20 protein-coding genes are annotated in these 19,781 nt (G+C 62.2%); 5 read left to right on the top strand and 15 right to left on the bottom strand.

The annotated features are described in order from the left end of the window. Nucleotides 1-218 precede the first annotated feature (218 nt). The 3 genes from ACLQ6X_RS12590 to ACLQ6X_RS12580 are packed head-to-tail and all read right to left on the bottom strand — an operon-like array spanning nucleotide 219 to nucleotide 3,336. Complete coding sequence (locus ACLQ6X_RS12590; RefSeq protein WP_411700495.1) at nucleotides 219-1,682, bottom strand: SCO6880 family protein; 1,464 nt, start codon at nucleotides 1,680-1,682, stop codon at nucleotides 219-221. Nucleotides 1,683-1,702: 20 nt separating this feature from the next. After that, nucleotides 1,703-3,037 (bottom strand): conjugal transfer protein TrbL, encoded by a 1,335-nt coding sequence (locus tag ACLQ6X_RS12585; protein WP_411700494.1) that lies wholly within the window; start codon nucleotides 3,035-3,037, stop codon nucleotides 1,703-1,705. 29 nt (nucleotides 3,038-3,066) lie between these two features. Beyond that, the gene (locus ACLQ6X_RS12580) at nucleotides 3,067-3,336 is read right to left on the bottom strand and encodes a DUF6112 family protein (RefSeq protein WP_411700493.1); all 270 of its coding nucleotides are present in this window, start codon (nucleotides 3,334-3,336) and stop codon (nucleotides 3,067-3,069) included. 210 nt (nucleotides 3,337-3,546) lie between these two features. On the opposite strand from ACLQ6X_RS12580, the gene ACLQ6X_RS12575 reads away from it, so the two are divergent. Beyond that, complete coding sequence (locus ACLQ6X_RS12575; RefSeq protein ID WP_411700492.1) at nucleotides 3,547-5,511, top strand: AAA family ATPase; 1,965 nt, start codon at nucleotides 3,547-3,549, stop codon at nucleotides 5,509-5,511. A 60-nt stretch (nucleotides 5,512-5,571) separates the two neighbouring features. Here ACLQ6X_RS12575 and ACLQ6X_RS12570 read toward each other — a convergent pair whose 3' ends face one another. The 8 genes from ACLQ6X_RS12570 to ACLQ6X_RS12535 all read right to left on the bottom strand — a co-directional run bounded on the left by ACLQ6X_RS12570 (nucleotide 5,572) and on the right by ACLQ6X_RS12535 (nucleotide 12,678). Then, nucleotides 5,572-5,838 carry a DUF6112 family protein gene (locus ACLQ6X_RS12570; RefSeq protein WP_411700491.1) on the bottom strand — a complete coding sequence of 89 codons (267 nt, stop codon included), beginning with the start codon at nucleotides 5,836-5,838 and terminating at the stop codon, nucleotides 5,572-5,574. A gap of 1 nt (nucleotide 5,839) precedes the next feature. Continuing rightward, the gene (locus ACLQ6X_RS12565; protein ID WP_411700490.1) at nucleotides 5,840-6,988 is read right to left on the bottom strand and encodes a M23 family metallopeptidase; all 1,149 of its coding nucleotides are present in this window, start codon (nucleotides 6,986-6,988) and stop codon (nucleotides 5,840-5,842) included. A 7-nt stretch (nucleotides 6,989-6,995) separates the two neighbouring features. Next, nucleotides 6,996-7,664 (bottom strand): hypothetical protein, encoded by a 669-nt coding sequence (locus ACLQ6X_RS12560; RefSeq protein WP_411700489.1) that lies wholly within the window; start codon nucleotides 7,662-7,664, stop codon nucleotides 6,996-6,998. Nucleotides 7,665-7,692: 28 nt separating this feature from the next. After that, a complete protein-coding gene (locus ACLQ6X_RS12555) occupies nucleotides 7,693-8,712 on the bottom strand; it encodes a ParB/RepB/Spo0J family partition protein (RefSeq protein WP_411700488.1) in 1,020 nt (339 codons plus the stop codon). Continuing rightward, complete coding sequence (locus ACLQ6X_RS12550) at nucleotides 8,709-9,539, bottom strand: hypothetical protein (RefSeq protein ID WP_411700487.1); 831 nt, start codon at nucleotides 9,537-9,539, stop codon at nucleotides 8,709-8,711. The genes ACLQ6X_RS12555 and ACLQ6X_RS12550 overlap by 4 nt, the downstream gene beginning before the upstream one ends. 447 nt (nucleotides 9,540-9,986) lie before the next feature. Further along, nucleotides 9,987-10,640 carry a DUF2637 domain-containing protein gene (locus ACLQ6X_RS12545; RefSeq protein WP_411700486.1) on the bottom strand — a complete coding sequence of 218 codons (654 nt, stop codon included), beginning with the start codon at nucleotides 10,638-10,640 and terminating at the stop codon, nucleotides 9,987-9,989. Next, nucleotides 10,628-11,524, bottom strand: coding sequence for a bifunctional DNA primase/polymerase (locus ACLQ6X_RS12540; protein WP_411700485.1), 897 nt, complete (start codon nucleotides 11,522-11,524; stop codon nucleotides 10,628-10,630). Before ACLQ6X_RS12540 ends, ACLQ6X_RS12545 begins: the two co-directional genes overlap by 13 nt. Further along, nucleotides 11,524-12,678: an ArdC family protein gene (locus tag ACLQ6X_RS12535; protein WP_411700484.1), complete on the bottom strand. Its 1,155-nt coding sequence runs from the start codon at nucleotides 12,676-12,678 to the stop codon at nucleotides 11,524-11,526. The genes ACLQ6X_RS12540 and ACLQ6X_RS12535 overlap by 1 nt, the downstream gene beginning before the upstream one ends. A 170-nt stretch (nucleotides 12,679-12,848) precedes the next feature. Between ACLQ6X_RS12535 and ACLQ6X_RS12530 the strand changes: the two genes are divergently transcribed. The 4 genes from ACLQ6X_RS12530 (at nucleotide 12,849) to ACLQ6X_RS12515 (ending at nucleotide 15,957) form a co-directional block, all read left to right on the top strand. After that, the gene (locus ACLQ6X_RS12530; protein WP_411700483.1) at nucleotides 12,849-13,271 is read left to right on the top strand and encodes a hypothetical protein; all 423 of its coding nucleotides are present in this window, start codon (nucleotides 12,849-12,851) and stop codon (nucleotides 13,269-13,271) included. Between the two features lie 66 nt (nucleotides 13,272-13,337). After that, nucleotides 13,338-13,802 carry a hypothetical protein gene (locus ACLQ6X_RS12525; RefSeq protein WP_411700482.1) on the top strand — a complete coding sequence of 155 codons (465 nt, stop codon included), beginning with the start codon at nucleotides 13,338-13,340 and terminating at the stop codon, nucleotides 13,800-13,802. Then, nucleotides 13,799-14,815 (top strand): MAB_1171c family putative transporter, encoded by a 1,017-nt coding sequence (locus ACLQ6X_RS12520; protein WP_411700481.1) that lies wholly within the window; start codon nucleotides 13,799-13,801, stop codon nucleotides 14,813-14,815. Before ACLQ6X_RS12525 ends, ACLQ6X_RS12520 begins: the two co-directional genes overlap by 4 nt. Before the next feature lie 107 nt (nucleotides 14,816-14,922). Continuing rightward, nucleotides 14,923-15,957, top strand: coding sequence for an alpha/beta hydrolase (locus ACLQ6X_RS12515; RefSeq protein ID WP_411700480.1), 1,035 nt, complete (start codon nucleotides 14,923-14,925; stop codon nucleotides 15,955-15,957). Nucleotides 15,958-16,028: 71 nt separating this feature from the next. On the opposite strand, the gene ACLQ6X_RS12510 is transcribed toward ACLQ6X_RS12515, so the two are convergent. The 4 genes from ACLQ6X_RS12510 to ACLQ6X_RS12495 form a co-directional block, all read right to left on the bottom strand. Continuing rightward, nucleotides 16,029-17,498 (bottom strand): esterase/lipase family protein, encoded by a 1,470-nt coding sequence (locus ACLQ6X_RS12510; RefSeq protein WP_411700479.1) that lies wholly within the window; start codon nucleotides 17,496-17,498, stop codon nucleotides 16,029-16,031. Between the two features lie 158 nt (nucleotides 17,499-17,656). After that, on the bottom strand, nucleotides 17,657-18,094 hold the full coding sequence (locus ACLQ6X_RS12505) for a hypothetical protein (protein WP_411700478.1): 438 nt from the start codon (nucleotides 18,092-18,094) through the stop codon (nucleotides 17,657-17,659). Then, a complete protein-coding gene (locus ACLQ6X_RS12500) occupies nucleotides 18,091-18,894 on the bottom strand; it encodes a Cof-type HAD-IIB family hydrolase (protein ID WP_411700477.1) in 804 nt (267 codons plus the stop codon). The genes ACLQ6X_RS12505 and ACLQ6X_RS12500 overlap by 4 nt, the downstream gene beginning before the upstream one ends. Nucleotides 18,895-18,907: 13 nt before the next feature. Continuing rightward, nucleotides 18,908-19,777, bottom strand: coding sequence for a pentapeptide repeat-containing protein (locus ACLQ6X_RS12495; protein ID WP_411700476.1), 870 nt, complete (start codon nucleotides 19,775-19,777; stop codon nucleotides 18,908-18,910). Nucleotides 19,778-19,781: the final 4 nt, after the last annotated feature.

Here is a 19,781-nt window from a genome sequence, read left to right as displayed (position 1 = left end):
TCCGTTCGTAAGCGCGGCGTCGGTGGTCTCATCGCCGCGGTCCCACTGCCGGAGGTACTCGATTCCCGCGACCGGTCCAAGACGAGTGATGGTGCCGATCACGCGATCGGCTCGCTCTGCTTGGAGAAAGACGACGCTGACCCAGCGCGATTCGGTGGGGATCCCTTGTTCAAACATGGTGGCTCCTAACGGGTGGATTCCAGAGAAGGTGCGCAAGGTCACACGTTGCGGCACAAGGGCAGGGCGGCCGCGGTGAAGGCTTGCGCTTGCTGGCCAAGAAGACGGCGCGTCTCACAGGAGCTCTGAATGGCAGCCTGCTCGATCGAGGAAACCGCCGCGTCGAGCTCATCGACGGTGGATGCGGTCACGCAGATGAGCCCGGTCGTCCTCAGTACTCCATGACCGGCGGTGAGATCGGCCTCTTGCTGAAGCACGTCCTCATACTCCGCAGTCGCGGACGCATCCTCAATCTGACCGATACGTTGCCGCTGGTGGGCATCACTGATCAGTTCAGTCTTTTTCTTGCGGATGTCACGGGCGGCTTGATCGGCGCGAATCGGCACGTAGTGAAGGGAGACAGTGCGCAAGACTCCGTTCGTGAAGGCGAGCGGCGACAGGAACCCGGGGTAGACCTGCGACCTGGGCCATTCGCTGATCCAAAGGACGCAGTGATATCCACTGTCGGAGCGAAGGTGATCCCAGCTCTCTGTGACCGCGACGGGGCCGGCGGTTGCCAAGTCGCGACCCATCCCGGGATGCCGGTCCAGCTCGGCGCCGACGGCGGGGTCGTATGCCGTCCGGAGGATGCTTGCGAGTTCGTCGGCCGTGAGCCATCCGCCCTCGATTAGATCGGCAGCCCGTAGTGCTCGAGTCAGGGAGGTCATTTCCTGGCGGAGAACGGCTGCCGCACCGCGGACGCTGCCTCCTTGGGAGCGGATCTGACGGGAGGCTGCAGGCATGTCAAGTGCGAGGCTGATGGTCGTTGCGTGGCGCTCGCCGGCTGGTCCTGCCCGGTCGATGAGTTCGCGGTAGGTGTTTGCGGCCCAGCTGTTGTCATTGACTCCGTGGCCCGACCACCATTCCGCGAGATCGGTACCTGAGTCGGGGAGCGTCCGTTCGCACACTTGCAGCCGGGCAATACGGCCTGATCGACATGCGCCTGCCAGCACGCGCCCCCATCCCGTCACTCTTCTTTGCTGCTCGCCCGGATCGAGGAGCGCGAACGCCGGGTGGGACACTGTCACGATGGCTGTCAGGGTCCGTCCGTGCGGATCGTGGATCATGACCGCGCCTGACTCGGGATCGTCCCACTCGCGCAGAGAGCTCGCGTCGCCTGGTAGTGCCAATGTGCCAACCGGTCTTGGGTGGATGATCCGGCGGCGGTAGGTCAGCTGCCCTTGGGCTGTTCGCAGCATCCACCGACTGACGATCGGCACCCACTCGACGATCTTGCGACCGCCTATGGGCACGCCTGCGATGACCGCCGCCGTGCCCCAGATCGGACTAGTCCATGCGACGCCCGAGGCACCCATCGAATACAGCGCCGCGACCACTGTCAGTGTGCCGATCGAGAGGGCAACTAGCTGCGGCAAGGACAGGCCGAGCATGATGCCCCGCCGGCTCAGCCGCGAGAACTGCACCGGAGCTAGTTGGAAATCGCTGTTTGTCGTTTCAGTAGGCATTGAAATTGGTCCTTTCCCGCTCACGATCTAGCGGACGAGACGTTGGGCGGGGGAGTGAGGGCGCTCGACGGCGCCGCTGGAGGGGGTGCGGGTGTACTCGCGCCGTCGGCAGATTGTGAATGGCCGTCTGCCGTGCCGCCGATGGCGTTGCCGAGACTCGGACCGGCTTTTGCGGCACCGACAGCCATCACGGCGGCAGCTGTCACGCCTGCTCCCGCCGCTCCTGCAGCTGCCCCGGCGCCGCTGGCACTTGCACCAGCCCCCGACCCCCCGCTTGATTCACCTGCAATGCCGGCACCTGCCGACGAAGGACCAGCGCTCCCGCTTTGGGTCGACGCGGGGTTGGCGCCTGGCTGAGTCGACTTTCCCGCACCGCCTTGACTCCCGTGGTCAAGGATCTTCTTCGCGCCGCTCGGCATCGAAGTGTTCGGAACAGGGACGGGCCGATTCATCGCCGACTTAGCCTCTTGCTCGCTCGACATCGCGTGGTGCAAATCGAACCCGACGAAACTCAAGAACTTGTAGCTGATGTACGGAGCAAAGGCAGCGATGAACATAAGCACGATGCCGGCGATCGGGTCGCTGATGGAAGCTAGATCTGCGTCGATGGGGGCAGAAACTTGCGTGACTGCCACGAGGAAGATCACGACGAGCACGAGCTTGGACAAAATCAGGGCGACCACAAACGAGATCCATTTTGTGAACCATCCCTTCGCGGCGTCCCAGGTGGCACCGGCCAAAGCGATCGGACCGAAGACGATAGCCACCAGCAGCAGCGCTTTGCGGATGAGAAGCGAGAACCAGACGATCGCAGCGCCGCTGATCGCCAACGCTGAAAGGAAGATGGTCAGAATTGCTCCCACGCCGGGAGAGCCCACGTTAATTGCCGTCAAGCCACCGGCGAGCAAGGCGACGCGGTCTCCCATTCCCTCCATCGTGTTGCCTGTGGCTTGCACGACTCCGATGCACAACTGATCGGTGATCTCCAGAAGCACGCCGGTGATGGTGATGATGACGAACGAACCCAGCACCGACTTGGCCGCGCCCAGGGCGGCTCGCGACAGTGCTGTCGGATCGCGACGCACAACGCCGGATATGAGCTGCAGGCAAAACAGCAGGAGGGTCACGAAAACCGCGACACCGAAAAGAACGTTGAACACACCGATATATGCCGGATCGGTGACGTCGACCAGCGTGGTTGTGTCGAATGCCGACCAGACGGTTTCGAACATCCAGGCTGCTGCGGAACCCATGGCGTGTGCGAGCCAATCGAAGGGCGCGGCGACGAGCGAGGCAGTGCCCTCCCCGACCGAATTGCAGACCTCGGCGATTATTGGAACGTCGCACACGCTCATATGGATCCCCGCTTGAGTCGGCGGCCGACTTAGATGGTTTGGCCGACGTTCCAGAAGAAGTTCACGAGCGTTACTGCCGAGCCGCAGACAATCGCCGCTCCGCAAGCGACGAGCACACCGAGCTTGCCGCGCGAGGCGAGGTGCGGGTTGGACGAGTTCGCTCCGAAGCCCCACATGATCGCCGCGACGATCAGGGCGAGCACGCTCAGGATGAGGCCGAGTGTCATGAAAGCCCCCACAATCACGCGGAGCTGGTCGATGCCGGGAAGGCCCGTGCCGTTCGGAGTGATGTCGATCATGTTGTGCTCCCGACAGTTGGTGAGTAGTGGTGACAACTAGGAGCGCCCCGCGCCCCTGGCGACCTCCGTCAGTGCCTGTCGACCCAGGCGGCAGGTGCCCTCTGTATGAGCGCTGGCATTGCTACGAGGTTGCCGTGGCTGGAAAGCGGCGGCGCGATGTCTGTGGCTTCCGATAATGTGAGCTATCTACAGACGTCGAAGGAGAAACCAGTGAAGCTCGTCGCAGTCACCGTCCAGAGGTTCCGAAACTTCGTAGAGCCCCAGCGCGTCGACATCGAAGACGATGTCACGGTGCTGATTGGGAAAAACGAATCAGGGAAGACGACGATCCTCAAAGCTCTCCATCGCCTCAACCCTGCCAACGGTGACGGCCAGCGGTTCGACCTCGTGACCGAGTATCCAAGATGGCGACTCACTCGCGATCGTAAGACGCAGGAGTTGGAGGAGCTTGCGCCTGTTGAGGCGGAGTTTGAACTCTCAGACTCTGACCGCGCGACCTTGGCCGTGACCTTGCCCGCCCCGTTGCCCGCATCCGCAATCGTGATAGCGAGCCGCACTTACAACAACACTCTTTACGTGATGTTGAAAGCGGAATTACCGGATGTAATAGCGGCAGCAGCAGACGCGGCCTCGATCAACGCCGACGATGTGGCGGAGCTCTCGGCCGCCGAATCGATAGACGCTGCGATTGCGCGCGCGAAAGAAATGCAGAAGGAACACAAGGAGTCCGATCCGCCTCGTGCGAAAGTGCTCGGTTCTTTCTCCGCTCAGGCGGAGAGCCGCCGCTTTCTTGTCGAATCGTTCCGACTCGAGCCGGACGGACGCGACGCGATCAAATCGCTACTCCCTACATTCTTCTATTTCTCGAACTACAGCGTTCTACCCGGCGGTACGGACTTGACGGAACTAGCCGGCAAAATTGACGCGGGCGAAGCTCAATCCGAGTCGGAACGCACAGTGCTCTCATTGCTAAGCCATGCTGGCGTAAAGCCGAAGGACTTCCTGGACGCTAACTACGACAGCCGCAAAGCTGAGCTGCAGGCCGCCAGCACTGACCTCAGCTCCGAGGTGTTCAAGTACTGGACCGTCAACAAAGACTTGAAAGTCATCTTCGATACTGACAACGTCAAATTTGGTCAGACCAATCAAGGCAATGTCGTGAATCATCGCATCCTCAAGATTGAACTGAGGGACGCGCGTCACGGTGATGTCGAAACGAATTTTTCCACGAGGTCGACAGGATTTCAGTGGTTCTTCTCGTTCTTTGCCGCCTTCAGTGAGTACCAGAACAGCGATGCGAACGTCATCGTTCTGTTAGACGAGCCCGGAACGAGTCTTCATGGTGAAGCGCAGAAAGACTTCGTCAACTACATCTTCAACGAGCTCGGCGCGTCAAAACAGACGATCTACACGACGCATTCGCAGTTCATGATTGACCCGACCGTGTATGAAAAGCTGCGGGCGGTTCACGACAAAGCCACTCGGGATGACAACGAGGCTGGGGTCGAAGTGAGCCGCGTGAACTTGAAGGCGGATCCGGACACAGTGCTGCCAGTCGAATCGGCGCTTGGCTATTCGATTAGCCAGCACCTCTTCATCGGCTCCGGGCAGCACCTGCTGGTCGAGGGCAGCAGCGACTTCATCTACTTGATGAGGATGAGCGCATTCATGGAGGCGAGCAAGAAGCCGATTCTGAGCCCGAAACTTGCCATCATCCCTGTGGGAGGCATTACAAACATGCCGGCTTTTGTAGCGCTCATGGGCCGTCGACTCAACGTGTCGGTGCTAGTGGACGGCGAAAAGTCAGCTGCAGTTCTCGATCGAACTCGAAACGCGGCCAAACAAAACGGCGTTCCGTCGAGCCGAGTCATCTCGGTGGGCGAGGTCGACCAATCGCTCCCGAAGGACGGCGACATAGAGGACCTGTTCTCCGTCGGTGACTATCTCAAGCTTTACAACTGGGCGTTCAAGAAGACGTTGACCGAGGCAGACTTGGACGGGACGACCGGCCGCGTAATCGCTCGAATTTCGACCTTTGAGGGAACAAAGTTTAACCACGCGCTTCCAGCCCATGCTCTTACTGATCGGCAGGGCGAGTTTTTCGAAGATCTCGATCCGGTCTCAGTGGATAACTTCGCGAAGCTGTTCGGACTACTTAACGCAGGGGTCGTCTAAGGCACGGCAGTAAACATAACTAAGCGTGAGCTGGCATCTCCTCAGTGGGAACTTCGATGCTCAGAGGGTCGCGCCAACGCCGAGTAGGAAGTTCGCCCACGCGACGCCCGCGCCGGCGAGAGCCGCAGCACCGCAAGCGACCAGGAAGCCGGTTCGAGCTCGGGTCGCAGTCTGGAAATTGCCGCTCGACGAGGCAAGTGCCCAGACGGCTCCATTGACGACCATCATGAGCACCGAAACAATGAGTACTAGGGTGAGCAGAGCACCGATGATGCTGCGCAACTCCTCAGCGCCGCTAACCCCGCCGAAGTCGGGAAATATACCCATCTCAAGCCGCCTTTCGGAGCGTGCAGTCGGCCGGGGTGACGTTTCCATCAGCAATACCTGCCGCGCCGTGGTCCGCGAGCCAGTCGGTCGCGTTGACGGCCGGTTGGTCCGCCCCGCCCGGGTGAACTTCGAGATGCAGGTGGGGTCCCGTGGACCTGCCGGCGGACCCGACGTCGCCGATGTGCTGACCCGCGGCCACGGTATCGCCGATCGCTACGTGAATACCGTCGGGGTGCATGTGGGCGTAGTACGACGCAACCGTGCTGCCGTCGATGGTGTGGGCGAGGATGATCAGCCCACCATAGGAGCCCCGCTGTCCTGCGAAGGCGACCACTCCGTCAGCGACAGCGAGGATCGGCGTGCCCGATGGTGCTGCTAGGTCGCTTCCCGCATGAAACTTGCGAGCCCCGGTGTACGGGTCCAGGCGCCATCCGAAGCTGTCTGTGTTCGTGTACGTGCCGGTCGGAAGAGGGAACGCCACGCGAGAGGTCTCAGGAGCGACTGGCGCAGTCGTCGGTTTGGTCAGCGCGACGAATATCGACTCGGCTACGGGCTCGTAGTTCTTGTACCGGTCGGGAAACGCGCTGACTTCAACCGACTGCGCGGCCTTGCCCGGGTCGAGCTGTTGCCAACCGGCGACGTCGAGTAGACCGCGAGGCGAGCCTGCATTCGGCCCCGAGGAGCCACCGAAAAACACCTGTGCCTGGTATTCGGCATTCATGAGTTCGCCGACAGATCCCCATCCGGCGACCGGGCGCATCTGGAATATGCCGAGGGAATCATGATCCGGGCCGGATCCATCGTTGGGGTAGCTGGCCGACGCCGGATACGCGCTGGGATTGGCCAGCATCCGCAGCGTCGACTCGGCGAGTCCCGCCATCAGGGCAATGATCGCCCCATCGCGACCTACGCCGGGTGTTCGCGATGCAGTGGTGATAATCGTGGCGGCATGGGTGAGTTGACGACTGTCGAGCGTGATCGAGTGACCGTCGAGTGTTTCCGTGGTGAGTGACTCGGGAACGTTCGCGACTATGAGCGAACCGGATTGGCAGGCGGCTGTGGCTGGTGTCACAAGTGCGGCGACACCCAGCACGGTTACCAGCGGACCTGCGAAGACGAGCGCGACTAGGAGAACTGCGAACTTCTTCACGGTCGTCTCATTTCAGCGGTTTGCCGAGTTGAGAGAGCCGCAGAAGCGTGCAGATCTCCGCTGGCGGGCACACCGCGAACACTGTGAATGTCACCGGCCGCTCGCTCCGAACCGGTTCCGATCCCCAGCTTCCGGATCGATGGCGCGTTCCCGCAACGGTGAAAGCGACTGCATATGGGGGTATTTGTCCCGAAGTTGCCTGCGCGAGGGCGGCCGGCCAGGTTTCGGGCACGGTTACAGACGAAATATCGAGCCACTGCCGGGCTCCATAAGTGCTGAGCCGAGACCAGATTTCGTCGTTAGGAAGATAGCTCCTGACGTCGGATGCCACGGCCGGTGCTTCATCGGGCGCTGCGACGTTCACCAGCGGCTGCGCCCAATCGGACGGACCGTTGTCTCCACGCGTGTCCCATTCGAAGAGCGACCTTGCGACGGCGTGCACGAAACGCTCGGCCTCCGGCGTGTGGGGCACCGGCTGCGGTCTGCCGCTGACTTCTTGACCTCCGGCTACCGGAGACCAAGACGAGGCTGGCCCCGGGTTCGTCCGGTGCTCGGGTCGGCTCGTTGGATCCGGCCCGCGGAGCAGCCCGTAAATCCCGACGGCAGCAAAGACCGAAAGAGCCAGGCTGCTTCCGATAATTGCGACCAGCAGCCGATGGCGGATGACGAACTGCACGATGGGCTCCTTGAAAGTCGACAGTGCGCTACTGCGCGGCTGAGTTCAATGCCGTCGTCTCAGACGCCCGCCCCGCTTCATCACGGAAGGCGCGCATCCGCTCGGCGAACGCGATAGTGCCGGCGACTGCTGCTTCGAACTGCTCCCACTGCTCGTCGGTCAGCTGTGAAGCGACTTCGGCGTAGTCGTACTTCTCCCACCAGTCGTGTAGGTCGTTCCACTGAAAAACGAACGACCGAACAGGCAGCTTCGTGTCATTCAATTGCCCAGCGCGGGTGTTCTTAGTTCTTGCGCCGCTGTTTCGGTCGAGGGCTTCCTTCGCTAGCTGTCCGAGCTCTCTCTCAGGCGATTCTCTCTCGAATTCAGTCTGGGGAACTCGCGCCATTTCGGTGACCTTCGCTGTTACGCGGCGATGGGCGGATGCGACAGATCCGCCGTTCTGAATCGCGTGCAGCTCGGCGAGTGCCTGTCTGCGAAGTGTGTCGTCCCCGCCCTCATTATCCGCGAGCCTTTGCAGGTCACTGATCCGTTCGAGTGTCGTGTACGAGCGCCGACCTGTGACGAGTAGTGCGGCTTGCGCTCGTGTGTAGCCATCGATGGATGTCACCGGTGCTGCCACGGTGGCAGCACCGTAAGAGTGGGATTCTGCCTTGTCTGAACCGAAGCGACTGGCCTCTTGCCGCCGTCGAGCGTCTTCGGCCAAAAGGGCCTTCACCTCGCGGTAGAGGGTGGCAGCTTCGGCAGGACTTAGCGGCTTGTGCAGTGCGTTATCGTCCTGCTCTGCGAGCAACTGGGTTAGGCGGTCCGAGAGGCCGGAGCGTACCCAAACGTTGATCTTACGAACGCCCAGCTGTCGGAGAGCGGCAACGCGTCTCGCGCCGCAAATCAGGATTCCGTCGGGAGTTACAGTGATCGGCTGAAGCAGTCCCTTCTGCTCGATCGACGCCGCAAGCGCCTCGATATCGCCGAGGTCGGTGCGGTGTCGCGCTCCGATCCTGATGGAGTCGATCGACCTCTCCAACTCGATGTGCCCCGGCGTACTGGTCATGCGGACACTCTGGTGGCACTGGAAATAATCTCGGAGATCAAATCGTCGTCGCGCAGGAGCGCTCGAAGGGGTTCGCCGATAAGCAACCGGAGTAGGATGCCACGGCCCGCCGCTGTATGGGAGTGCACCGGGTCGATGCATCCCAGCATCGTTCGAAGCATGGCGACCCAGGCTGGCTGAGGAACGTCGAGTAGTGCGCGGGCGGCATAATCGCGCCGCAGTGACTCGTAGGCGGAGGCTCGGGAGGGCGCATCCGCAAGCCTGCTGCAGATGTACTCGACCGCACCACGGGCCCGGTCCGCCGGCCATCCAAGCAGTGTGAACAACATGATCGCGTCTTCAACGGCGGTCCTCACCTCGAGCTGCACGGGTTCGTCGTCACGCGGCTCAACTGGGTCGGTGCGGAAGGCGTGGTGGTATTCGGGGAGTTCATGTTCACGATCGCTGAAGCGCTCGGCGTCGTGATGCGCAGAGACATGAGGTCGACGCGCTTGGTGCACCGAGCAAAGGAGGCCCTGAGCTCGTTCCTCCGCAATGCAAGTCACCTGCACCGCGCGGGTGACGATCGCCCAGGGGTCATTGGCGCGCAAGGTCGACGGTGCCCGCATGGCGTCATACGCGGCGGCGGCAGCTTCCCATGGATCGAGGCCGTGCTTTCGGGCCAGTGCGGCGTAGCGGTCGGCGGCGTATTGCATGAGGTCGGATGCCTCGCTGTCGGTTCGCCAATTAGTACCGCCATCCGCTTGAAGTCTTGCAAGCAATTTCCGCAGGCCTTCTGAATCGCGGAACGACTTCGTCTTTGCATTGCGCTGTGTGGTCCATTCCATCACTGCACCTCCCGTCGGTTAGGTGTGCGTTGTCGTTCTCAGCAGGATGCTCGGGGTCACTGCAGTCCGGGGCCGGACCGAGTGAACGAGGAGCGGGAGCTCGATGCACCGAACTCGGAGAGGGGAGGGAGTCGATCGGCGCGGTCGCGGATCGCCCGTCTGGTGACGGCAGGGGTTTGCCGCACACGTCGGGCGAGACCGGTTTCAAAGTCCAAGCCGCGGCCGGCGACGCGTCCGCTTCCGGAATAGAGCAGATCGGAGGCGCGAACCCAAGCGATGCTGGCCTCACTACGCTTCCTCGGGTTGGTGAAGCTTGGCCCCGCATACCCGGGGGGTTTTGCGGGTACCGCGGCGAGATCGTGATTCGCTTCGTGAATCTGATGCTCGTGCACTGCGTCGTAGGGAGCCTCAAGGTCCGTAGCCAAGCGTCCCTTCTCGAAGTCGTCTTCATCCATCGTTTCCAACCTCCGTGATCTCGATCGTCTGAGTGGTAGGTGCGACGACGCGCTCCCTGAGCCACCGCCCCACAGTGGACGGGTGAACGCCAAGTCGCTTGGCGATCGCCAAGTTCGACCAGCCGAGCGCGCGAAGGGACGAGGCATCCGCCTGTCGTACATCGACGGCCACGGAAGTCGATTCCGTCAACTCAAGCGCCGGGGAAGCGACTTGCTCGGCTTGGCTAGACACATGACGCATCAGCACCGAGGTCAAATGGGTGATCGCGAGGAGCACCAGCGGGGGGACGGATGCAACTGAGGCCGCGAGTAGCAGTGGGATGTCGGTCTCGTCGGCGACTATCGCGTGGGTAGCGTTCGCTGCCACGGAGATGGCAGCACCTCCGCCGAGAAGCATCCACGGGTACCAAGCAGTGCGCGATCCTGCGAGGGCCACCGCCGCGACCGTGGCGACGATGATGATTCCGTCGACGATGAGGGGCCAGACCCAAGCCTGAGACGAGCTGATCCCCGAGCGGCGCGCAAGGTCAGTCAGCGATGTGAACGACAACCAGAAGGCGCCGATTGCAATGAAAACAGTGTCGACAATTGCGGTGTTCATTGCCAGGCGCACTCCGTCGGTGCGAGCCAGAGTCACGTCAGACATGGCGCCTCACCCGCTCTTCTGCGTGGTGCGTTGCGATCACTCCACGTGTCCGTTGAACTAGATGGGCGGGGCGCGGCCTGTCGGCTGGCGGATCGGATCGTCGCGGTGGTCTCGATCTCGGAGAGCCCTGCAGCCTGCGCTGCGGGGGCCAACGCTTGCTCGATGGCGGGCGGATCGAACCCGGCCTCGGCGAGGCGGCAGGCCGCCCAGAACAGGCCGCGATTCCGCTCTCCTTCCTGCAGTCCACCCACCCAGCGCGCGAGTCGGCTGGGCTCACGGGATTCAACCACTGGCGGCCGCGATCTGGCGTGCGGCGATTGAGGGTCTATAAAACGGCGGAGCGCGACGGCATCAATTGGCTTCCCTCCCGCCGCTGAGACTGAGAAGAGGTGATATCCGACCCGCTCGTGGTCCATCACAAGGGCCGAGGGAGGCACGATGATGTACCCGCCGTCCCCGCGGAAGTCGATGTGAGCCGGCGCGGCCTGCCAGCATCGCTGATCCTGAGATTCATCGGCGGGGTAGTAGATGTGGAGACCTCCGGAGGGAGTTCGCACCCGCGCCAGTTCGCCATCGACGAGTCCAGCGTTAGTTGCTCGCTCGAACGCGGCGAAGCCTGAGTCCGTTCTCGAAACGTCAATGTCGACGACATCGATGCCAGACGGGCCACCCGTCGGCATCCCGATATTCGCTCTGGGCCATCGGGCCCACCATCGGCGCACCTGGTCGATGTCGCGGGTCGCCTCGTGAAAACCAGAACCAGTGAGCGGGCGCTTGCCGTCGATGACGCACGGGAAGATCGGGATACACGCTCGCGCGAAGACGAGCGCTGCGTCGCTCGCTGCCAAGCGATTCGTAATCATGAGTGTCTCGGCGATGCCCATCAGAGGCTCCGGACCTCGGGCCGCTCCGCAGAGCGCTCAGGTGCAACCCCGGCAGCCGCGGGAGTCCGGGTCGGATTCGACCGATCGAACCCGAAGAGATCGCCGTCGCCCATCCGCGCGGTCGGGAGTTGGTCGAGGATGGACACGGCCGCTCGGCGTACGCGCTCGCCCGTCGCCTGTATGACCTCGGCGACAGTCTTGTCCGCCACCGACGCGGCCCACGTCGACACGTAGGGGATCGTGTACTCGCTCGTGTCCATTCCGTGCGCAGCGCCGACCATCAGGGCGACCGATTCTGCTTCAACCTCGGCGACGCCGCGATGCAACCTCGTGTCCGAGTTGGCTTCGTGCATCCGGATGTGTGCCAGCTCGTGTACAAGCGTCTTCGCCCGAGCCGCGGCATCCATGTCTGCGCGCACCGAAACGGTGTGACTCTCGAAGTTCGTTACTCCGTTGGCTCCGCCGAGCGCGGCGGCATCAGGTGCCTCTGACAGGAAGTATCTCGCGTCGCGAATAAGCGAGGCGAGACAGTCCAAGAGCCCCGCGGGTGCCTCGCCCATGAGCAAGGTCGGTGCAGGGCGCTCCGGGATCGGCGCGCCATCCGTCTGGGACACGTCCCACACATAGGCCGGCCGTGTGCCGACCATTCGGGCGCGAACCACTTCACCGGCGCGAGGTCTCTCGCTTCGGTCTAGCCGTCGCCATGACCCCTGGTCGGAAGGAGCAGAGGATGCGAAGCGTGCGGTAACGGGCGCAAGGATCATGTAACCCTTCTGGCCGGCGACCACTCGGCGATCAAGCGTCAGCCACTGCCTGAATCCCGCGACATAGCTCGGTGAGGGCGCGGCCACGAACCCGCGTTCGAAAGCTGCAGCGTGCTGGCTCCAGATCAGGATCGTGTTGTTGAAGGAGCGTGCTCTAAACCGGGTTGCGAACTCGAGCGCCCTCCGCCATTCGTCGCCGGTGACAAGAGCTTCGACAGAGGCGGTCAGGCGTTTGTGAAGTTCGGCGAGCTTCACGTCCTGGTTGTCGCGCGAGGGTGGATTCGCTGGCACGTCAATCACCTTCCTATGTAGCTGCCCGCGCGTGAGCGCGTGGCTGATCCAGAGGTGCGCCTCGTCGCGCCTCGTGCTTTTACCGCGGTAAATGAACATTGAGCATGCTCAACGGAGATCGAATGTCTTCGTTCTAGCACCGCATTTGGGCGTGCACAATTCTTGTTTTGGGCATGATCAAAGCGTAAATTGGGCATGTTCAATGCTCGTGTGGCGAGCATCCGTGAATCGAACAGCCTTGCCTTGCCCGAGGGCGAAAGGTGTCGCAGATGACTGAAATCGACAACAACGCAGCCGCAGAGGACCTCGCGAAGCGCCTCCGTCTGCTGCTCGATGTCGCGATCGCAGAGACGGGGAGTGAGCCGACGTTTGGCCAGATCGCTGTGTTCCTCGAAGAGCGCGGCACGAACCTGTCGCGATCGCGATGGACATACATGGTGAACGGTCACCGCTATGTTCAAGACCGCACTCTATTTGAGGGACTAGCCGCGTTCTTCGAAATTGATCCCGCGTTCCTCGCCGGCGGGGCCAGCGTAGAGACGCCTGCAAAAGTGAGTGCACAGCTCGACCTTGTGCGCGCAATGCGTGCCGCACGCGTGAAGTCCTATGCGGCGCGAACACTTGGGGATATATCTCCGGACGCACTTCGTGCAATCAGCCGATTCCTTGACGAGGAGATTTCGCAAACGTAGCGAGCAGAGCGCGAGCGCGACGCGACCAGTCGGGCTCGCACACATCGGAGAGGATGTGATTTCGCAATGACCATCGAAATGAGCACGACTCCGTCACTCGACGAGCTTGCGCTGGGACCGGCCTTTACTTTCGACGAACTCGTCGACGCCCTGCAGCGCCACCGGCGGCGTCGGCTGCGAATCGTCGAGCTAACAGATCTTGGGATTCAGGAGGGGCTGTGCGCTGTATGGATCATGACTGATACCGAAGACCTGGTGCTCCATGCGCACAGCGATTCGGCTCTACATCGCCAACAATTCGTGCTCCACGAATTGGCACACATAATTCTCGGCCACAACGTCGAAGATGAAGCCGAGGTTCCTGACATCCTTCTCCCTGACATTCCGGCCGAGGCTCGACGGCGGCTCCTGCGGCGTCAAGACCTCGATACGGCCGAAGAGATCGTGGCGGAGTCGCTTGCCGATCACCTAGCTGCGGCGATCAGGGGAGCGACGATGCAAAGCTCCCGGTACCTAGAGATATTCGGATGATTGCGCTCGTCGTCACCGCCTTCATGTGGCTTCTGTTCGCATGCTTGCTTGTCCTGCGCCGGGGACGCGCCGAACGCAACGTCACCTATGCGGCGCTGACGATCGCGTTTGCCACGACTCTCAATGTCGACCCGGTGTACCGAACACTCGACGGGCTTGTCGGTGGCTCGAACCTGACGACTCTGGTGGCGGACTTGGCGCTGATGTGCGGGGTCTTCTTTCTCGGTCGCGGAGTCACGCGAGCTTTCGAGCATCAGCCGCAACCCATTCGATTCGCGCTTAGCCGAGTCGCTCTATTCGTCACGCTCGGTTGCGCGCTCGCCGCGTTTCTCCTCATCGATCATGGTCAAACCACGACGAACTTCATGCTCGATCTTGGTGCGCAGCCCGCTGCTGCGGCATACTCGGCGATCCAATTCGCGTATTACGGGATCGTCCTTACAACGATGGCGGTGCTCGCGGCGCGACAATTCCGAATCAGCGAAGGAATGCAGGCGCTGTCGCCGGCTCTCCTTGTCGCCGGGAGCATCCTCGGCGTTCTATTGAGCGTTGTGGTCATCGCAATGGATGTGGCACACGTGGCCGGAGACCTAAGCATGATGTCGACCATCGATGTGGTCTATTCCCCGTTGTATCTGATGACGTTCCTATTTCTCTGCCTCGGTTTCGCGGGCGGTCCCGCGGCTCGTACCGCTCAGGCGCATTCGCGCGAACGAAAGGCCCGGATGCTTGCGGGCGAGCTTTCGCCGATGTGGGCGGCAGCAACGAAGGCGCGTCCGGGAATCAGTCAGAACGAGTCACTAGCTTTCCACCCACACGAACCCGAAACATTGCTCCATCGTCAGGTCGTCGAGATCCGCGACGCGATGATCGACACTCGCGTGTCGTTCGAGATCAGTGACCGGGATCGGGAACTGCTCGAACGCGCCGAAAGGCACTTGCTCGGAGCCGACTTGGCTGGCTTCACGTCAAAATCTTCACAAGCGACGGTTCACCACGGACATCGAAGATGATTAGGCCCGGCTGGGCGCTGGCGGGAATGGTGGTCGCAGCGGGTGCGACACTCGGAGGCCTCGGTCTTTTCGTCGCGAGGCGTCTGACCGCCCCGGTAAGTGGGCGGGTGTACGACCTCACGATTCGGGATGTTGATCGCTCGGGAGATCAGCCGATCGTTGTCTTGGACCGGAATTCGCAGACGGCCACCCGCGGGGATTATTGCCTTTTGCTGGAAAGCGGTGACTTGGTGCGGCTGTCAAGCAACGTCGAGGATCGCGGGCCGGCACTCGTCGGACGCGAGGCTCTACTCGATCCTTGTCAAACGCTTGAAGCCGGGATGCGGGCTTCCTGGAGCGGAATCAACTTTCTGAACCCACAGGACGCCGGACTCGAAGCGACGGAGGTCGATGTGCCAACGGTGGTGGGCCCCGCGCCCGCGTGGCTCGTCCCCAGTCAGGGAAGCCCTTCGAACACGTGGGCGATCCATATCCACGGATTGGGGAGCCCCCGAGCGGGAACGCTTCGCGGAGTGCAGGTCGCTGTTGCTGCTGAACTGACTTCGCTCGTGGTGAGTTACCGGAACGATGGGGATGGTCCCACCGTAGGGACCGGTCGGTCGGAGCTCGGCTCCACCGAGTTGCAGGATGTACGGGCGGCTGTCTGCTTTGCGCGCGACAACGGCGCGCACCAGGTCATCGTCTTCGGGTGGTCTATGGGCGGAGCGATTGCGTTGCAGCTCGCCGATGATCCCGCCCTCCGAGGTGTCATCGCGGGACTCGTGCTTGAGTCGCCCATTCTCGACTGGGTGTCGACGATCAAGGCGAATTGTGTGCGAGCCGGTCTTCCCGCATGGGTCGGCCCTCTAGCGCTTCCGTGGCTCAGCTCTCGGTTGCTTTCACGGGTGACTGGCCTCCGAAACTCGGTTGATCTGCATCGGTTTGACTGGATTGCGCGTGCCGACGAGCTGACCGTGCCAACCCTCATACTTCACGGACGCGGCGACACGTCCTCGCCCTTCGAACTCTCAACGCGGCTCTGGTCGCTGAGTCCCGACGTCGTCGACCTCGAGGCATTTGAAGCAGATCACACGATGACGTGGAATTCGGATCGCGAGCGGTGGCCAACGGTTGTGACCGCTTGGCTGGGGAAGAGAAAATAGGCAGCAGCTAAACACACGCGTCGCCTAGGTCTGGGCAGTCCCTCGCGGTGCGTGCGGGTCATTTAGGTGAGTTACCTCCTGTACATCGGCTCCGTGTCCCCATAAGACTCGCCCTGCTGGTGGTTGAGGTTGATTCTCAACCTGGGTTTCGATTCGTCGTGAGCAGAAGTGAAACTCGGGTCGCACCCGGGCCAGCCGGCCTCGGCTGCCCACATCTCGCAGTTCCACGGAACTCCGGCGGGGAGGTAATCAAGATACATGGACGATGCCGTTGCGCAGGTGACGCCCAGATCGAGCTGTAGACAGACATGGATACCCTTCACGCCCGGTATGCGAGAGTCGGATTCATAGAAATCGACAGTGGAGTCGGGATACTCCGCTCGCATCTCGGCAAACGAAAAACAGTTGTCTCCGCTTGATCCGGCAGACTGCGGACACCAGTCTCCGCGCAGTTCGACCGGTATGTCGGCGTCAGCGTTTGCCGCATCAACGACGTCCACCAAAACACCGAGGGCCTCGTTCGAGAGCTCGATACTGCGCATCAAGTTGCCATGGAAACAGGCCGAATCGCCAAGGCTCGTGATGACGTAGTCGCGAGTGTCGTTGAGCGCCTTGAGTCGTAGCCAGTCAGCCGCGGCTATATTGTCCTGCGCGGCCGCAGCCGGATCGAGAGTGTAAAAGCACTCGATGGCGCGACTGTGCGTTGCGCGGTCGGTAGCCGAACCAGTGCCGACGATGAAGTCTCCCGTGTTCACATTGCCTTCGGACTTCGTGGTCAGGCCGAACCACCGCGTGCGGGCGATCTCTAGATCGATGGATCCAGCCAGCGCGTCAACAACGACACCGTCGGGCCAAGCGGGGAGGCCCTTGATCTCCGACGATCCGATTCGAAGAGCTTTGCCGGCCTGGGAACTGGCGCTGGCGAGCGCCACTGGGAGTATCCCGCATGCCCCGGTATTTTCCATGGATGAAGTCGTCAACGTTCCGCACAAGACTAAGACGCTGCGAACGGCGTTGATAGCCGCACCGGTTGTGCCAGGCAGATACTTCACGACTCCAGAGGCTGTCGTTCCAGCCTCCACGACCGACGCCACCCACGATCCGGTGTTCGGAGTGCCGAATGTGACCACGTTGCTGACATAATCGCTCGCCTGCGTGTTGGGCTTCGACTTCTCGAGCAGGTAAAGCGCTTGGCGGATGGCCAGCCCTCCCATCGAGTGCGCCATCACGACCACGGGGTGGCCGTACTCCGCCGACAGGCAGGAGATTGCGTCAGCGAGCTTCGGCCCTATGGCGGCATCCGTCACCCAGCGAGAAGACGCGTCGTGGTAGTCAAAGGTGTAGACCGACGTGCCGCCCGCGTCCTGCATCTGTCCGATAAGGGAACGGCCCACACTGGCCGTGCCCACCTTGTTCGCCGTGAGGTCGATCAGAGACGAGAACGCGCCCGTGCGAGCGTCGTTGTGCGCGCTCCTGCCGGTCCAGCCGTGCAGCATCAGAACAGGGATGGAGGTGCCATCGGCTAGCGCTGTCTCGATCACGGCCTGACCATTCCGCCCAATATCCGTTGCGATGGGATTCGCCTTCTGCAACGGACTGGACTCGCAGCCAGTCGCGGATTCGGCGGCGGCCCGCGGAGGAGCGTGAAGGGAGACTGCCAACGCGAGGATCGCGAGAGTCGCCGCCATGACCCGGGTTCTCACGGCGCATTCTCGAGCGCGATGGTCTGCAGTACCTTCCAGCCATCGTCCTCTTCGATCATGACCACGCCGAGTCTCTCCGATCTGCCATCCGGGTACGTCAGGGTCGCTTCGATCACACCGCCACCGGCGGTAGACGCCTGCCAGGTAGTTGGGTCGGCTTCGACCTCGGTGCCGTCTGGCACCGCGGAGGCGGCATCGCCGTCCATTTGGTCGGCGAGCTCGGACGGCAGAAGCGATGCCGGGTCCGTCTCGAGGGCTTCGAGCGCATCTGCGGCAGCCGTGCCCTCGTCCAGCGGAGACGCGGGGGCGGGCGACGCCGTCGCAACAGGCGCGCCTTCCGCGAACCGCCACAGCGCCACAGTCGCTACGGCAACCACCACCACAGCGGCGACCAGAACCCACCGCTTCCTAAACGGATGCGCCGGGGAGCTCACGAAGTAGCCAGGAAGTTCTCGAGGTATTCCGCCACGCCGTCATCGTGGTGCCGCGATGTCACGACCGTGGCCGCGGCCAGAACGGCGTCCTTGGCGTTCGAAACGGCTATGGACGTCCCTACTACCGCGAATGCGGGTAGGTCGTTGTAGTTATCGCCGAAGAAGTAGCAGTCCGCCAGATCGACTCCCAGTTCTTGGGCGACCGACGCCAGACCCGCGCCTTTCGAGCACTCGGCATTCGCGATTTCGAGATAGGTGTCCTTTGAGCGGTAAGTCACTACCTCGGGAACGTGCGCGAGCTGCTGCTCGACGATATCGATCAGGTTCGCCTCGCCCATGCACATCACCTTGTGCGGGGGTGCGCTCTTTATGCGGCCGCTGTCGTAGTATTCGCTCGCGAACTCGTCGTTCGGATGTACGCCAGTATTGTTCGCCTCCCTGGCGGTCCATTTGTCTTCGGCCCAGGCGTACCAGTCCTCGCCACTGTAAAAGCTCCCGTGGAGGTCGAGTCTCTGACAGGTCTCGTAGATGGCGCCGGCATCGGTCGGACGGATCGGAACGTTTAGGGCGACGCTGGCGTCGCTTCGAAGCACTATTCCCCCGTTATACGCGATGAGCGGCACGTCGCCACCCTCGTACAGTGCTTCCAAGAGTCTCATCGATGTAGGCATCCGCGAGGAGCACAGGACGAACGTGTGACCGGCGGCGATCAGGCTCCGGACGGCCGCTACCGTGCGTGGGGATAGGGTTCGTTCCGCGTTGAGGAGCGTGCCATCGATGTCTGAGCAAAATACGGCCATGGGATCTCCTAGGTCAGATCGGACGGGTTGATGTGGGCCAACGGGTCTCGTCGTTGGTGCGTATATTGGTGAGCACTGCGCCGTTTGTCTTGCAGTCTCTGAGATCGGCGCCACGCAGGTCGGCACCGGTCAGCACCGCACCGCTCAGATCGGCCCCGCGAAGATCGGCCGATCGAAAACTGGCGTCTTCGAGGTCGGCGTCCACGAAGCTGGCCGCCCGTAGATCCGCGTCGTCGAATGATGCCCTCGGCGCTTTCAAGGAACCGAGCGTCGCCCTGCGTAGATTGCTACCCGAGAGGTCGCTCGCGGTCAGATCCGCGCGGTAGAAGATCGATCCCTCCATCGAGCAGCGAATGAGGGCGGAACCGGCGAGGTAGGTATTGGAAAAATTGGCTCCGTCGAAGATCGCATCTTGTGCGGTCAGTCCCCCCGCCTGGGCGTCGCGAATGTCTGCGTTGGCGAGGTTCGCATCCCCGAGTTGCGCCCCGTCGAGATTGGCCGCGGAGATTTTGATGCGACGCAGGTCGGAGCGGTCGAGTGTGGCTCCGCTCAGATCGGCGCCGCGAAGGTCCCTGTCGGCGAAGACGAGACCGGAGAGTGCTCTCCCGCGCAGACGAACGCCAGTGAGGTCGGGCGCTGCGAGCAGGCTCTCAACGAATCTGCGCTCTTCCGCTGAGCGGAGTTGCGACAGTTCGATTCTCGACGTGACCAGTTGCTCGACGCCGAGGAGCGCTAGTCCGATGCCCGCACCAACGGCGAGACTGCTACCGACATCCGTGTATTTGTCTCCCGCGGAGGGCCCGAGACACCACAGGACTACGCCGAACACCATGACGACCAGGCTGAGCGCCCCGACAATAACGAGCGGGTCGCGAAGCTTCACCCGC

Origin of the sequence: Conyzicola sp., assembly GCF_046714715.1 — a bacterium.
In the GTDB taxonomy this organism is placed as follows: domain Bacteria; phylum Actinomycetota; class Actinomycetes; order Actinomycetales; family Microbacteriaceae; genus Conyzicola.
Note: the sequence above shows the minus strand (reverse complement) of the source record. Positions and strands in the feature narration are given on the sequence as shown.